This window comes from Paraburkholderia youngii (genome assembly GCF_013366925.1).
Classification (GTDB): domain Bacteria; phylum Pseudomonadota; class Gammaproteobacteria; order Burkholderiales; family Burkholderiaceae; genus Paraburkholderia; species Paraburkholderia youngii.
Map to the genome: position 1 here is coordinate 670057 of NZ_JAALDK010000001.1, position 14653 is coordinate 684709.

Below are 14653 nucleotides of genomic sequence, written 5' to 3' on the forward strand. Positions count from 1 at the left end.
GTCCTACCGTATGGCACGTTACCTCGTTCACAAAGCAGTCGAGTTCAGCTCCCTCTCCGCAGCCTGCAAGAAGCGCATCGGCGCACAGTCGATCAGCGACCTCGCTGGCAAGTACGACCTCCAGTACAAGTACGACGGCTGCAATACCATCGTCAAGCTGCTGAACCTCCAGCACTTCGAGATTTACAGCCGCACTGGCGAGCGCGTGAAGTCGATGGATCACGTGGGCCTGCGCCTGCTGAACCTGTTCCGCTCGGCGCTGCAACGCGGTCATCAGTTCGCTGTGCTCGGTGAAGCGTGGGCGCGAGGCGTGCCGCAACGCCGTGCGTCGGGCTGGTTCCGCAAGCACGAGCCGGTGCCGCAGCTCCAGCTCGCTGTGTTCGATCTGATCGACTTGGGCGACTTCGAGGCTGGCGTGAGCCTGCATCCGTTCGAGCGCCGGTACGAGACGCTGAGCGTTCACACCCGTGGCTTCAACGAGAGCGACACGGTGTTCCTGTGCCCGCTGTTCCACGCCGGAACGTACGGCGATCCGATGGAAGTGGCGGACAAGCTGTGCGCCGAGGGCGACAAGCGCGCATTCGACGGCGCGATCCTCCGCGATCCGAAGGCAGTGTGGAAGGCTGGCTCGGGCGCTGACGGCGCGATCATCAAGGCCAAGCCGCGCCTCACGTTCGATCTGAAGATCGTCGGCGTCGAGGAAGGCGAGGGCAAGTACAAGGGCACCACGGGCAAGGTAGTCCTCCAGTTCGCAGATGGCACCGAGGTGAAGGCCGCAGGCGGCACGGACTTGGAGCGCCGCGATATGTGGGACAACACGGCGCAGTACGCAGGCCGCATCGGTGAGGTGGCGTGCTTGGAGCGCCTGCCGTCCGGTGAGCTGCGTGAGCCGGTATTCAAGGGTGTTCGCCACGACAAGGTGGACGCGGACTGATGACGGTGCCGCGTACGCAGGCAGAACTTGAGCGTGAGACTCGTGCAGCAGGTATCGAGCGCGCAACCCGCATGATGGAGAAGCGCGAGCAGGAAGGCCACGCCGACACGAACCCGTACGCGGCAGCAGTGTATCGGCGCTGGCTCCTCCCGCTGGCGAATGTGATTGAAGCAGAGGTGGCAAGCACGGGCAAGGCGGGCCGCAGGGCGGCTCACGTGGCCCTGCTCAAGCCGCTGGACCCGAAGGCCGTGGCGCACATCGCAGTGCGCTCTGTGCTGGTGTCGGTGATGCAGGACACGGGCGATGTGCGTACCGCAGCGCGGCTGCTCGGGCGGCATGTGTACGGCGAGCTGGTGCTGGCAACGTTCGAGCATGACCAGCCGGAAATCTATTGGGCGCTGATGCGGAACCTCGCAGCGAACAAGTCCACGGCAGCAACGCACCGCGTCAACGTGATCCGCAACGCCGCGAACAGCCACGAGGTAGAGCTGCCGCAGTGGCTCCCGAGCGACCGTGAGCAGGTAGGGCTGTGGCTCATCGAGCAGCTACGCCTCCTCGGGCTCGTGGACGTGACGAAGATGACCCGTAAGACGATGGGCGGCAAGATCAGCACGGACATGCACATGATGCTCACCGAGGCTGCTATGTCCGTCGTCACGAACATCCGCGAGACGGTAGCTCAGACGATGCCGTACACGCTGCCATTCATCGAGCAGCCGAAGGACTGGACCGCGATGTTCGACGGCGGCTACCACACGCCAGAGATGCGCAGGCTGATGCCGAGCTACGTGAACCTCGTGCGCAGCAAGCGCTCCCTCGCTGAGATGGCAGGGCTGGACATGCCGAACGTCCGCGAGGCCATCAACCATCTCCAAGCCGTGAAGTGGCGAGTCAACACCCGTGTGCTGGATGCGGTGCGCGACTGCGCCCGCCACGGCATAGACATGGACGAGATCATCTCGCAGGCAGAGCTGCCGCGACCGCCTCGCCCCGAGTGGCTGACGGACGACATGAAGAAGGAGGAGATGACCGGCGACGAGCTGGTGGAGTTCTCGAACTGGAAGCGTGCGATGGCTGCGTGGCACACGGAGCGCAAGCTGCGCGGTACGAAGTGGGGACGCTTCTACATGGCGACCCGCATGGCCGACAAGTTCAAGGACTACCCGGTCATCTACTTCCTGTACCAAGCGGACTTCCGAGGCCGTCTGTATGCGCAGACCACCGGCATCTCACCGCAGGGTAGCGACATGCAGAAGTCGCTGCTCGAATTCGCAGAAGGCAAGCGGCTCGATACTCCTGAAGCCGTGCGCTGGTTCAAGATCGCAGGAGCTAATCGTTACGGTATCGACAAGGTTCCTTTCGAAGACCGCATTGCATGGGTACATAAGAATGAGCAATTCATCATCCAGTTCGCCAACGATCCTGTCAGCCACCGTGGCTGGCAAGAAGCTGACTCACCTCTCCAATTTCTTGCGTGGTGCTTCGAGTACGCCGCATGGAGATCAAGCCCTGCTGATTTCGAAAGTCGAATCGCAGTTGGGCTCGACGGTAGTTGCAATGGCCTTCAGCACTTCTCGGCAATGCTGCGAGATTCTGTTGGAGGACGGGCAGTTAATCTCACTACCAGCGACCGACCTAACGACATCTACCAGCGCGTAGCTGATGTCGTAGCCGCCAAACTGTCCGACCCAAATTTGGAGTTCCGACGCGAGAGCGATTCTGTTCTCAGGGATAAGTGGCTGGCCCACGGCATGAACCGCAGCATCGTGAAGCGCTCTGTCATGACGCTGCCCTACGGCTCTACTCGATTCTCGTGCGCTGAGTTCATCGTCGAGGACTATCTCAAGCATGGGAAGGCTACTGAGTTCGAGACGACTGAGTATCGCTATGCTGCTGAGTTCCTGTCCCATCTCGTGTGGGATGCCATTGGTGAGGTAGTCATTGCGGCTGCTGCTGCTATGTCGTGGCTTCAGCGTGCTGCTGGGCTTCTCATCAAGCGCGGCGGGCAACAGATCGGATGGACGACTCCTTCAGGTTTCGTGGTCGAGCAGTCGTACAACGAGATCGACATTGTGCGCGTCAACACGAAGCTGTTGGGCCACACGATCATCAAGGTGTTCGGCGGGATGACGGATACGCCGAGCGCAAGCAAGCACAAGAATGGCATCGCGCCTAATTTCGTACACAGCCTTGACGCTTCTCATTTGACCCTGACTGTTCAGGAGTGCAAAGGGCTTGGCATCAATTCGCTGGCAATGATCCACGACGATTATGGCACTCACGCAGCCGATACCCAAAAGCTGTATGAGGCCATTCGCCGTACTTTCGTGAGGATGTATGAAGACAATGATCCGCTCGCGACTTTCCGCGATCAGTTCGAAGACCTTCCGGCTTTGCCGAGCCGTGGTGATCTCAACTTGGCTGACGTTCTCAAAAGCCAATTCTTCTTCGCATGATTTATGTCTGTCAGAGGGACATGAATTCGGAAACCAGCCCGAAGATCAATTTCATGATCCTCTGACAGACGCACAACAGGAGCCTGATTTGGAAAAGGTGATTTACCGCCTCGACGCGGAAGTGCTGAAGCGGCTGGAGGAACAGCTCCCGAAGCCGCTCGTGAACTCAACAACCACGGAGCTGATGGCCGGGTACGCCTTGGGCGTGCAGGCTGTCCTCCAGAAGCTCCGCGAAGGCTACACCGTTGGCCGCTAAGTGGAGCACTGACTGGACCGCTGCCGACAAGGCGACGATCCGGGCCGCGCTGGACCGCCAATACGCCGGGATGCAATCCCCGGATGCGAAGGCGTGGTACGGCACGGTTGACCCCGATCACGTCTACCACGTCATCTGCGAGACGAAGGCATTCGAGTCGATCCTGCTGAACGGATACCTCCTGTGCATGGTGCTCGACTACCCGTGGTGGACACGCAGCGTGAAGGTGCTGCACGAGCAGATGCTCCTGAAGGTGGACCCGAACGCATGGAATCTGCGCTCGGTCATCCGCGAGATGGTGAATCTAGGGCGCATTACCGGCGCGGCTGGCATCGCCAGCGGCACCGCGCTGAGCACGAACGACCGCAGGCTTGCACGTGTGTACGAACGCTTCGGCTTCCAGACCACGGACCACTCCCTCTATCTGGCGCTGTGACGCGTATCTCAATCTCAACGAAAGGAGCAAGACATGGGTAAGGTTGTAAAGAGCGTCGTCGGCGCTATCAGTAACGTATTCGGTCACGACACGGCAGACGCAACGGGCGTGCAGGCGCAGGCCGACGCGATCAAGCAGGCGGCTGACCAGCAGGCAGCAGCCACGGCAGCAGCCGCTCAGCAGCAGAAGGAAGCGGCGGACGCAGCAGCCGCTCAGCAGGCCGCGCAGGCGCAAGCCTCGGCGCAGGCAGCAGCACAGTCGCAGATGCAGGCGATCAACCAGCAGCAGCTCGCCGCGCAGCAGGCCGCAGCCGCTTCGACCAGCGCGGCGCAGACTGCCAAGGACAACACCGTGACGGTGGACACCACGCAGAACTCGGAGGACAGCACCGACCCGAACGCGATCCGGCGTAAGTACTACCAAGGCGGCGGCTCGGCTGCTCCCTCGGCTGGTGGCTCGGGCATCTCGCTCACCTAATGAATCAAACGGCAGAGCAGGCGTGGGAAGCCCTCGCGGGAATCCGACGCCCCTTGCTGACGCGATGTGAGAAGTACTCGGCGTTCACGCTGCCGACGATCATCACGCCGCAGGGCTACAACGAGGAGCTGGAAGAACTCCAGACCGACTTCCAATCCGTAGGCGCGCAAGGCGTCAACAACCTCGCGAACAAGCTGATGCTTGCCCTGTTCGCTCCGTCCCGCCCGTTCTTTCGCTATCAGGTGTCGCCGCAGTTCATGGCCTCGCTGAAGCAGAAGCTCGGCATCTCGGACGCGGACTTGCAGGAGATGCTTGCCGAGGCTGAACGGAACTGCATCAAGACCCTCGACGCGATGGGCGTGCGTCCTAAGCTCTACGAGGCGATGAAGCACCTCATCATCACGGGCAACTGCCTGCTGATGCTGGGCAAGAAGAACGACGTACCGATGCGCGTGCTGTCGCTGAAGCGCTTCGCTGTGAAGCGGAGCATGAGCGGCAAGGTGCTGCAAATCATCATCCACGAGACGGTGCGCTTCGACGAGCTGGAGCAGGACGTGCAGGACATCGCCAAGACGGCGAGCAGCAAGTACGCGAACGCTGACCCGAACGACCCGCAGACGTGCCCCGAGGTGAAGTACTACACGTGGGTGCGCTGGGACGGTAAGGCGAACTACCTCGTCACGCATCACGTGGATGACGTGGAGCTACCCGCTGACAAGTTCGGAGGCAAGTACACGGACGAGACGCTGCCGTACATCCCGCTGACGTGGGAGCTGCACGACGACAACGACTACGGCACGGGCCTCGTCGAGCAGATGGCTGGCGACCTCGCCGCGCTGTCGATGGTCTCCGAAGCCGAAGTCAAGGGCGCGATCCTCGCGTCTGAGTTCCGCTGGCTGGTGAACCCGGCAGGCAATACCCGCCCCGAGGACATCGAAGACAGCGCGAACGGCGCGGCGCTACCCGGCACGAAGGACGACGTGATCCCGCTGAACACGGGCACGGGGCAGTCCATGCAGTACATCGACACGGTGGCTACCAAGTACGTGAACCGTATCGGCAAGGGCTTCCTGCTCTCCAGCTCCATCGTGCGTGACGCCGAGCGCGTGACCGCCGAGGAGATTCGGATGCAGGCGAACGAGCTGGAGACGAGCCTCGGTGGCGTCTACTCGCGCCTCGCCGTGGACTTCCAGAAGCCGATGGCGTTCTGGCTGACGAAGCTGGCCGGTGTGCAGCTCGGCGGCAAGGACATCGTGCCAATGGTCATCACGGGCCTCGACGCCCTGAGCCGCAACGGCGACCTCGACAACCTCAAGCTGGCGCTGCAAGACCTCGCAGCCGTCTCGGGTATGCCTCCGCAGGCACTCGCCACGCTGAACCTCACAGCCATCGCTAAGGCGATCTTCATGGGCCGTGGCGTCGATTACAACGCCTACGTCAAGACCGAGGAGCAGCAGCAGGCAGACATGCAGAACGAACAGCAGGCAGCGCTGGCACAGCAAGTGTCCCGCCCTGTCGCACAAGCCGTGATGAGCGGTCAACCTAACCAACCTCAAGGATAAAGATGATTCGATTCGGTAAGCACTTCTTTCTCATGGACGAAGCAACGGACGGCACGACTGGCGCAGCCGGTGGCGGCGCTGTCGGCGCGGCGGCGGACGCAGGCGGCAGTGCTGAGTTCTCCATGAGCCTCAACGTGGGCTCGACGCAGGAGACGCACGAGGAAAAGGCCAAGCGCGAGGCTGGCACGCAGCTCGTCAACGAGGGCGGCGGCTGGGTTGACCCGGCGAAGGGTGTCGTCTCGTACGAGAAGACCGGCGACGCGGCGCTCGACATGGCGCTGGACTTCATCGGCAAGGCTGGCTACAGCCACTCGCATCCGGCAGTGCAGGCAGCGCTGGCGGGCAACTTCGACTTGCTCAGCGCCGAGCTGGCATCGAAGGGCATCGTCGGCTGGGAGCAGCACCTCGCCCTCGGCAAGAGCGCGTACGCCAAGCACGCCGAGACGGAGAAGCAGCGCACGGAGGACATCAAGCAGCTCTGCCTGCACGCCGCTGGTGACGAGCAGACGTGGAACGACACGCTGGCGTGGGCCTCGCAGAACGCCGACCCGCACGAGAAGGAGCCGATCAACGCGGCGCTGGCGCAGGGCGGCATCGTGGCCGAGGCAATGGCCGCGTACCTCGTGCAGTCCTACCGGGGCGCGAGCGGCGTGACCATCGAGCCGCAGCGCAACGTTGTCAACCCGAACTCGGCGTCCGCCCGCAGCGGCGCGCAGGGCGCAGGCCCGCTCTCCCCGGCGCAGTACGCAGCCGAGGTGGCGAAGCTCCGCGCCACGGGCCGACAGATCGAAGGCTCCCGCGAGTACGCGGCGCTCCAGCAGCGCCGAGCCGCCTACCGAGGCTAAGCCGCCTCAACTCCCCGCAAAGGCCCGCCAGCTAACGCTGAGCGGGCTTTTGTCATTTCTGCGGGTTGATTTCATGACCCTCTGACAGACACAGAACCGTGTCGCTTCGAAGCCACACAAGCAACCAACAAATTAAGGAGTCTTAATGGGTATCTCCGTAGTGAACGTTTCGCGCCCGATGGCGCAACTCCAGACCGGCAACAACACGCAAGTCGGTCAGTCGCCTGTCGCCACGAACCCGCTGGCAATGGTCATCGAGGAGTACGGCGGTGTCGTGGAACACACCATCGCTCGTCGCTCCATCGTCCGCAACTTCGTGCCTGTCCGCACCGTCAAGGGCACCTCGACCGTCTCGAACTACCAAGTCGGTAAGAGCACGCTGTCGAAGGTGACGCCGGGTACGGCACCGGATGCGACCGTGAACGGCACTCAGAAGGTGAAGCTGACCATCGACACGCTGGTGAACGCCCGCGCAGTCGTGCCGCTGCTCGACGACTTCCAAAGCTCGTACGACGCCCGTGCCGCAATCGGCATGGAACACGGCATCGAGATCGCGAAGTTCTTCGACCAGTCGTTCTTCATCCAAGCCGTCAAGGCCGCGCAGATCACCGACATGGCGCAATATCCGGCTGGCTGGCAACCCGGCAGCTCGGCATCGTTCGACGCCGTGGGCGACGACAGCGATCCGGTGAAGCTGGAGAACAAGCTGCTCGACCTGTTCGCGCAGATGGCCGACAAGGACGTGGACCCGCATGACGATGGCCTCGTCATCGTGACGCGCCCGAAGTACTTCTACACGCTGCTCAAGAACAACCGCCTCATCGACCGTGAGCTGCTCACGTCGGATGGTACGACCATCAAGACGAAGGCGATCTCGGCTGCTGGCGTGCCGATCTACTTCAGCAACAACCTCCCGAACACGAACGTTACGGGCCACTTTCTCTCGAACGCTGGCAACGCCAATGCGTACGACGGTGACTTCACGAACACGGTCGCAGCCGTCTTCAGCCCGCGTGCTCTGCTCGCAGGCGAGACGATCCCGCTGACGCCGGACGTGTTCTACGACCCGATCACGAAGATGTGGTTCATCGACGCTCACCTCTCGTTCGGTGTCACGCCGAACAACCCGGCATTCGCTGGCCTCCTCAAGAAGGCGTCCGCGTAATCCCCAGCCCCGGCTCTCACAAGGAGTCGGGGTTTTTTCGTTAGGAGCAACCAATGCGACTCACACAGTTAGACGTGGTGAATGCGTGTCTCGCGACTATGGGCGAGAGTCCATTGGTCGCTGTTGACCAAGATCACCCTTACGTTCAGGCGGCGCTCACCGCGCTGCGCAACTCCAGCACGCTCGTCCAAGGCGAGGGCTGGTGGTTCAACACGGACGGCCAGACCATCGCAATCGACCCCGGCAACGGCTACGCGTACGCGCCCGCCGACGCGCTCTCGGTCGAGACGCAAGCACCGGCTGTCATCAACCGTGGTACGCGCCTGTACGACCAGCGCACGTCCACCTACGACATGCGCCCGCTGTTCGGCGGCGGGCCGATCAAGGCCGTCATCATCCGCGAGATTCCGTTCGAGGACATCCCGACGCTGGCGCAGCACGCCATCTCGGAGCGCGCACAGCTCGACTTCCAAGCGAGCTTCGACGGCGACGACAACAAGTACAGCAAGATCGGCGGCGCTTACACGCTCGCGCACAGGCTGCTCAAGGCCGAACACATCCGCCAGTCGCGGGTGAACCTGTTCGAGTCCACGTCCATGCAGGAGAAGCTGCGGCTGATGCGACCCATGTCGCGAGGTATGCGTATCGGACACCGTAACTGGTAAGGAGAGCTTATGGCTAAGGTAGTGGGCTCGTACGCCTCCGTCACTCGGGGCGTGAGCGAGCAAGTCCCGCAAGACCGGCATCCCGGTCAGATGTGGGAACAAGTGAACATGATCTCGGACCCTGTGGTCGGCTGCGCTCGTCGCCCCGGTTCGGTCCTCAAGGATTCAAAGGGCGTGGTCAGCGCTGTAGGCTGGGGCGCCATGAGCGACGCTCTCAAGGCGACGATGCGCGCCTACCGCACGTATTCGTTCTTCCAGAAGGGCAAGGAGTACGCGCTGATCTACCGCAGCGGCCCGACTATTGGCGACGCCACGTGGATGCCTGCCGTCTTCTGCTACTGCAAGACCGATGGGCGCTTTCTCGACGTGGCGCTGGCCGACGCAGGCGCACTCGCGCCGTGGACGAGCGGCGGATTCTCGGCAGTCACGGCAGTCGGTGACTACCTAGCGCTCGCGGCGAATACCCTCGGTCCCGGCTACAGCATCAACGACCGCTACGCCGCGACGAGCAATTGGGGCGTGGCGTGGGTGCGCAGCGGCGCGTACAGCCGCACGTACACGCTGACGATCAAGCGCTCGGATGACGGCGCGCAGTTCACCGCCTCGTACACGACGATGGCTTCGAGCTACCCGAATCTGCTGGACACCTCGGACATCCAATCGCAGGACAATCCGAACTACCAGAAGCAGATCAACGACCGGGTGAACGCGTATAACTCGGCGGTGAACAAGTGGATCGGTGATGCACAGGCGAGTATCCAGCCGCAGAACATTGCGGCGCAGCTCGCGAGCCAGCTACAGGCACAGGGCTATAACAACCTCGGCACCAAGGGCGGCACGATCTTCATGGATCACGTGTCCTCGGTCACGTGTGATGACGGCGGCGATGGCACCACGTTCAGGGCGGTGCATAACTCGCTCGATGACGCAGGAAAGCTCAGCTCAATCCACGGCAACGGGAAGGTGGTGCAGATCAAGGCGAACAACCAAGTTGATCCGTACTACATGGTCTTCAAGACTGACGACCCGAACGCTTACTGGAGCACGGGCAAGTGGGTTGAGGGTCCGGCGCAGATCATCCAGCCGGGTCAGGTGTTCGCCGTGGCTGGCATCAACAACGCGGGCGACACGCTATGCCTCGCCTCCAGCCCGACGGTGCTGAACGCGGCGTACGGCTTCGCCTGCCCGACGTTCGCAGGCTCGGTCTGCGGTGACAAGAATCAGACCGGCGCGGTGCCGTACTTCTTCGGCAAGAAGATCAGCCTGATGACGATGTTTCAGGATCGCCTCGTAATCGTCGCGGACGGCACGGTGTTCATGAGCCGCACGGGTGACTACTTCAACTTCTTCCGCAAGACGATGCTGTCGGTGAACGACGACGACCCGATCCAAGCGTACGCGCTCGGCGCGGCGGATGACGTGATCTCGAAGTGCGTGACGTACAACAAGAACCTGTTCCTGTTCGGCGTGCGCAACCAGTACACCATCCCCGGCACCTCGGCGGCGACTCCGCAGAGCATCAACATCGCCCCGGTGGCAGCAGAGCGCGACACGACGCTGTGCCAGCCTGTGACGCACGGGAACCTGATCTTCTACGGGACGCAGGTAGCCACGAGCGGCGACACGCCGTACAGCGGGCTCATCAGCCAGTTCCAGCTCGGTCTGTTTCAGGATGTGCCTGAGACGTTCCAAGTCAGCAAGCAGCTCTCGCGCTACATCAAGGGACGCCCTATCGAGATGGCGACGACGAACGCCCCGGCGACGCTGCTGGTGCGGACGGACGGCTACGACAACGGCTTCTATGTCTACAGCTACATCGACGCACCCGGCACGCAGTCCCGCGAGTTCGACTCGTGGAGCCGCTGGCAGTTCAGCGACGCGCTCGGTATCGTGGCTGGTGTCTCGTCCTTCGAGCAGAAGCTCCTGAGCTTCAGCTTCGCGCTGGACGGTACGGTGGGCCACACGACGAGCCTGAACATTCTGTGCAACGAGTTCAGCATGGACACCTCTGACCGCACGCGCCCGTACTTCGACGCCCAGCGCTCGCTCACGCAGCCGGGTCCGATCAATGGGCAGTGGGGCAACTGGTCAACGGCAGCAATGTGGCCGGATGCCTATGTGGCGATTGGTGCGAATCACGACGAGTTCCTTCTCAACGCGGCGATGTCGAAGTGGGGCATGTTCTCGGCGCAGTATCCGAACATCCCGACCAGCGACTTCATCGCGGGCTTCGACTATCCGAGCTACGTTGTGCCGACGCCGCCGTACGTGCGCGATCAGAACGACAAGGCAATCGTGAACGGGCGGCTCGTGGTCAACAAGTACACGGCGAGCTTCACGGACAGTTCCGGCTGCGTGGTGAACATGGTCGATAACAGCGGCAACGAGCGGCACATCGTCAGCTACGCGGGCCGTCAGGTCGGCCATTCGAACAACGTCGTCGGGCGAGTACCGATCAGCACTACGAACTTCCCTGTACCGGTGGGCCGCGCCAACATCGAGCACAAGATCAAGTTCATCGCAAAGGTGGGCCTCCCTATGACGATCTCCGCGATTGAGTGGGTGGGCCAGTTCTTCACTTCCGGCAGGAGAGTCTAATGTGTTCCTTCCTTAACATGATCGCAGGCGCGGCTGCGGGCACCATGTCAGCCACGCTCCAGAACGCGCAGAACGCTGCGACGTACAAGGTGCAGTCCGCTCAGACCGACGCAGCTAACTTGCTGGCGAAGGACTCAGCGGACAACAACAACAGTATCCGCGAGGCTAACAACACGTTCCTCGCAGCGCAGGCGTCTCTCTCGAACACGCAGCGCTCCATCAGCAATCAGAACAAGGCCATCGCCATCGGTGCGCAGACGAACGCGCTCGCGGTGAACCAAGGCCGTGCTCTGGACGCGATGGTGCGCGGCAACGTCGAGCAGCAGATCGCGGCGTCGGCGGCGCTGGGTGCCATGCGCGTCGAGGCAGCAGCGAAGGGTGTGGGCGGCACGTCCGCCGACATCATGCGCAAGACGATGCAGGGTACTAACGCCCGCCTCACGACGCTTCAGGCAACCAAGGGCGCGCAGATGAACTTCGATCAGGTGATGCAGATGGCGGGCGCTCGCTCGAACCTCATCACGTCGCAGGACTACGGTACGACCGTGGCCTCGATGAACTATCAGAAGGACATCCCGCAGACCTTCATCGCGCCGATGAAGATGCCGGACATCAGCATGGCGCAGGCCGCGCTGCTAGGTGCTGCTGGGCAAGGGCTTGGGCAGTTCAGCCAGTCCAACAGCCAGCCGCATAGCGTGGGCATGAACGGCACGGTCGGGCAGACGCCGAACTACTCGTCGCAATCCATCATGAGCGGCGTGAACAACATCGGCTCGTGGGGCAGCAGCTCGGGTAGCAGCTCTTACTCGGGCGGCGGCAACTCGTACGGCTTCACTCTCGGTGGCGATGGCAGCTCGTCGAGCAGTGGTGGCAATTCCTTCAACTTCTCACTCAGCTAGGAGAGCAAATGGCAAATGTGAGCTTCAGCCTGTCGGGCGACGGCGGGGTTGTTACGCAGCAGAGCACGTTCGACAGCGGAGGCTCCACCTCCTTCTCGGGCGGGCCTAGCGGCGCTGGTCAATCCAGCGGCAGCGTGGCGGGCGGCGGCAACGCACTCGACTTCGCGCAGCATACGGCCTCGATGGGCCTAAAGAACGTGGACGCCCTGAACAAGCTGGCGGGCGGCATGATCCAAGGCTACATCGACAAGGCCAAGAAAGAGCAGTACGCGCAGGGCATGGCGATGGCCGCGCAGGGCAAGGCACTCATCGACATCGAGAACGACCAGCCGTGGTACTCGAAGCTGTACGGCCCCGACGCCACGGTGCAGGGTGCTCAGGCGTTCAACATGGCAGCAGCGATGCAGGACGCGCAATCGCAGTTCATGCAGGCCATGCCGCAGCTTCGGGAGAAGTCACCCGATCAGGTGCGTGCCTACATCGTGCAGAAGATGGGCGAGGTGAAGCCCACGGGCGACGGCGCGTTCGACGCGATGGTGCAGCAGGGGCTCGCGGAGCAACTCCCGAAGATGCTCCAGACGCATATGTCGCAGTACATGCAGTTCACGCAGGAGCAGAACTACAACGGCTTCACGAACCTCGGCACGAGCGGCGCACAAGCGCTGCAAGACACGCTGAAGGCGGGCAACAACCTTAACGACGAGCAAGTGGCGCAGGCTAACGCCGGGTACACGAACCTGCTGGCGCGGCCCGACAACATGACCTCGGAGGCGTACAGCCGTGGTCTGCGTGACGTGATGCTGGGCTCGGCGCAGAAGGGCAATTGGGCAGCGGTGAGGGCGATCAAGCAGATGCCCGAGTATCAGTCCATGCCCACGGAGATGAAGGACAACCTCGAAGTCCAGATTCCGAAGCTGGAGCAGCAGTGGGCATTGCAGAATCCGGCAGCTCGCAACCTGTTCACCTCACGGGCGGACTTGCACTGGAGCCTGTCGGCAGGCGCATCAGGTATCGACTCGTCACCGGATGGTCACGCGCAGCTCGACCACATCCTCGACACGATGGAGGCTTCGAACCGCAAGCTGAACGGGGACGCCACGCCGGTCTACAACAACGCCCAGCGCGCTCAGATGCACGAGCTGCTGGACAAGGGCAACGCGGCGCGGCTGGCGCAGATGCAGAAGGCGCAGATGAAGCAGCTCAACTACGACCAGTCCCTAGCGCTCGCCACGGGTGCGTACAACGACAACTCGTTCTCGAAGTACGAAGGGCTGGATGGGTTCGACAAGGGCGCGGCATCGCAGGCGGCGGACACGCTGTTCACGAAGACCGTGGGCTTCGGCGCTGCCCAGCAGGCCGACGCTGAGAAGAACGGCTGGGACAAGCTCAGCACGAGTGCGAACTACAGCACGTTCCAGTCTCCGCAGCTCAAGCAGATTCTCAACCAGCAGCTCCCAGCTCTCGTCTCGGGCAACGGTCCCGGCACGGCGGACATGCAGACGGCTCTCGGCTACGCGAGCAAGCTGCTACAGGGACCGGGCGGTGAGTCGGCTGTCGAGGCGTACGTCGGCAAGGATGCCCATAAAGTGATCGCGCTGCTCAACAGCGGCATCAACATCATGGACCCTGACCAGCTCAAGCAGGAGCGTGAGCTGCTGGCGCGCTCGCAGGGTGTGTCGGCTTCACCGCAGGACGTGAAGGCCGCGCAGGCAATCGTGCAGCAGGCTGATCCCGGCTGGTTCAAGCGGATGATGCCTTGGGTATCGGCGGGCGATCTTCAGCCGTACGAGCTGACGGACGGCAACAAGGCCCAGCTCGCGAACGCCGTGGCTCCGCTCATGGCGCAATACAAGGCCGCGTATCACCTGAGCGACGACCAAGCCTCGAAGCTCGCGCTCGGGCAGGCCATGCGCAACTCGGACTTCGTGCCGGGTGCGTTCATCCTGCACAACGCGGCGCTAGGGCAGACCTCGTTCGCTGGTGCTGTGAACGCCAAGTATCCGGGAATGGGCGATCAGACGACGGCGATCTACCAGCAGGCGGTGCAGTACGCCATCGACGAGCAGCTCAAGTCGGGTGGCGTCGAGCCGAAGGACTGGAAGGTAACGTCCGGTGAGAACCTCGGCAACGGGTACATGACGCTGTTCATGACGAACTCGAACGGGCAACTGAAGCACATCAACATCTCGGCAGACACCGTGGGTAAGCGCATTCAAGACACCTACGGCAACAAGCCCGAGCACTCTAACGCAGACCTCGGCCTGACAAGCAAGAACGCTTGGGGCTGGGCCTACTAAGCGCGTAGGTAGAGCTGGTTCTCACGAGCCAGTTCTGCCCAGCGCGTTCTAACCTATTAGGAG

The 14653-nt window shown here is 62.4% G+C and carries 12 protein-coding genes; all 12 read left to right on the forward strand.

Annotated elements, in window-relative coordinates; translation table 11 throughout:
• The first annotated feature begins 10 nt into the window (after nt 1-10).
• The 12 genes from G5S42_RS03240 (at nt 11) to G5S42_RS03295 (ending at nt 14590) form a co-directional block, all read left to right on the forward strand.
• Nucleotides 11-934 carry an ATP-dependent DNA ligase gene (locus tag G5S42_RS03240; protein WP_176105509.1) on the forward strand — a complete coding sequence of 308 codons (924 nt, stop codon included), beginning with the start codon at nt 11-13 and terminating at the stop codon, nt 932-934.
• Nucleotides 934-3390 (forward strand): DNA-directed RNA polymerase, encoded by a 2457-nt coding sequence (locus tag G5S42_RS03245; RefSeq protein WP_176105510.1) that lies wholly within the window; start codon nt 934-936, stop codon nt 3388-3390. The genes G5S42_RS03240 and G5S42_RS03245 overlap by 1 nt, the downstream gene beginning before the upstream one ends.
• A gap of 88 nt (nt 3391-3478) precedes the next feature.
• Nucleotides 3479-3646: a hypothetical protein gene (locus G5S42_RS03250; protein WP_176105511.1), complete on the forward strand. Its 168-nt coding sequence runs from the start codon at nt 3479-3481 to the stop codon at nt 3644-3646.
• Nucleotides 3636-4082, forward strand: a complete 447-nt coding sequence (locus tag G5S42_RS03255; RefSeq protein WP_176105512.1) for a hypothetical protein — start codon at nt 3636-3638, stop codon at nt 4080-4082. Before G5S42_RS03250 ends, G5S42_RS03255 begins: the two co-directional genes overlap by 11 nt.
• Before the next feature lie 33 nt (nt 4083-4115).
• The gene (locus G5S42_RS03260; RefSeq protein WP_176105513.1) at nt 4116-4559 is read left to right on the forward strand and encodes a hypothetical protein; all 444 of its coding nucleotides are present in this window, start codon (nt 4116-4118) and stop codon (nt 4557-4559) included.
• Nucleotides 4559-6121: a portal protein gene (locus G5S42_RS03265; protein ID WP_176105514.1), complete on the forward strand. Its 1563-nt coding sequence runs from the start codon at nt 4559-4561 to the stop codon at nt 6119-6121. The genes G5S42_RS03260 and G5S42_RS03265 overlap by 1 nt, the downstream gene beginning before the upstream one ends.
• A 2-nt stretch (nt 6122-6123) precedes the next feature.
• Complete coding sequence (locus G5S42_RS03270; protein WP_176105515.1) at nt 6124-6966, forward strand: hypothetical protein; 843 nt, start codon at nt 6124-6126, stop codon at nt 6964-6966.
• Nucleotides 6967-7111: 145 nt separating this feature from the next.
• A complete protein-coding gene (locus G5S42_RS03275) occupies nt 7112-8131 on the forward strand; it encodes a major capsid protein (RefSeq protein ID WP_176105516.1) in 1020 nt (339 codons plus the stop codon).
• A gap of 53 nt (nt 8132-8184) precedes the next feature.
• Nucleotides 8185-8796 carry a phage tail tubular protein A gene (locus tag G5S42_RS03280; protein ID WP_176105517.1) on the forward strand — a complete coding sequence of 204 codons (612 nt, stop codon included), beginning with the start codon at nt 8185-8187 and terminating at the stop codon, nt 8794-8796.
• A gap of 9 nt (nt 8797-8805) precedes the next feature.
• Nucleotides 8806-11394, forward strand: coding sequence for a phage nozzle protein (locus tag G5S42_RS03285; protein ID WP_176105518.1), 2589 nt, complete (start codon nt 8806-8808; stop codon nt 11392-11394).
• Complete coding sequence (locus G5S42_RS03290) at nt 11394-12293, forward strand: hypothetical protein (RefSeq protein ID WP_246391790.1); 900 nt, start codon at nt 11394-11396, stop codon at nt 12291-12293. The genes G5S42_RS03285 and G5S42_RS03290 overlap by 1 nt, the downstream gene beginning before the upstream one ends.
• An 8-nt stretch (nt 12294-12301) precedes the next feature.
• A complete protein-coding gene (locus tag G5S42_RS03295) occupies nt 12302-14590 on the forward strand; it encodes a hypothetical protein (RefSeq protein WP_246391792.1) in 2289 nt (762 codons plus the stop codon).
• The last annotated feature ends 63 nt before the right edge of the window (nt 14591-14653 follow it).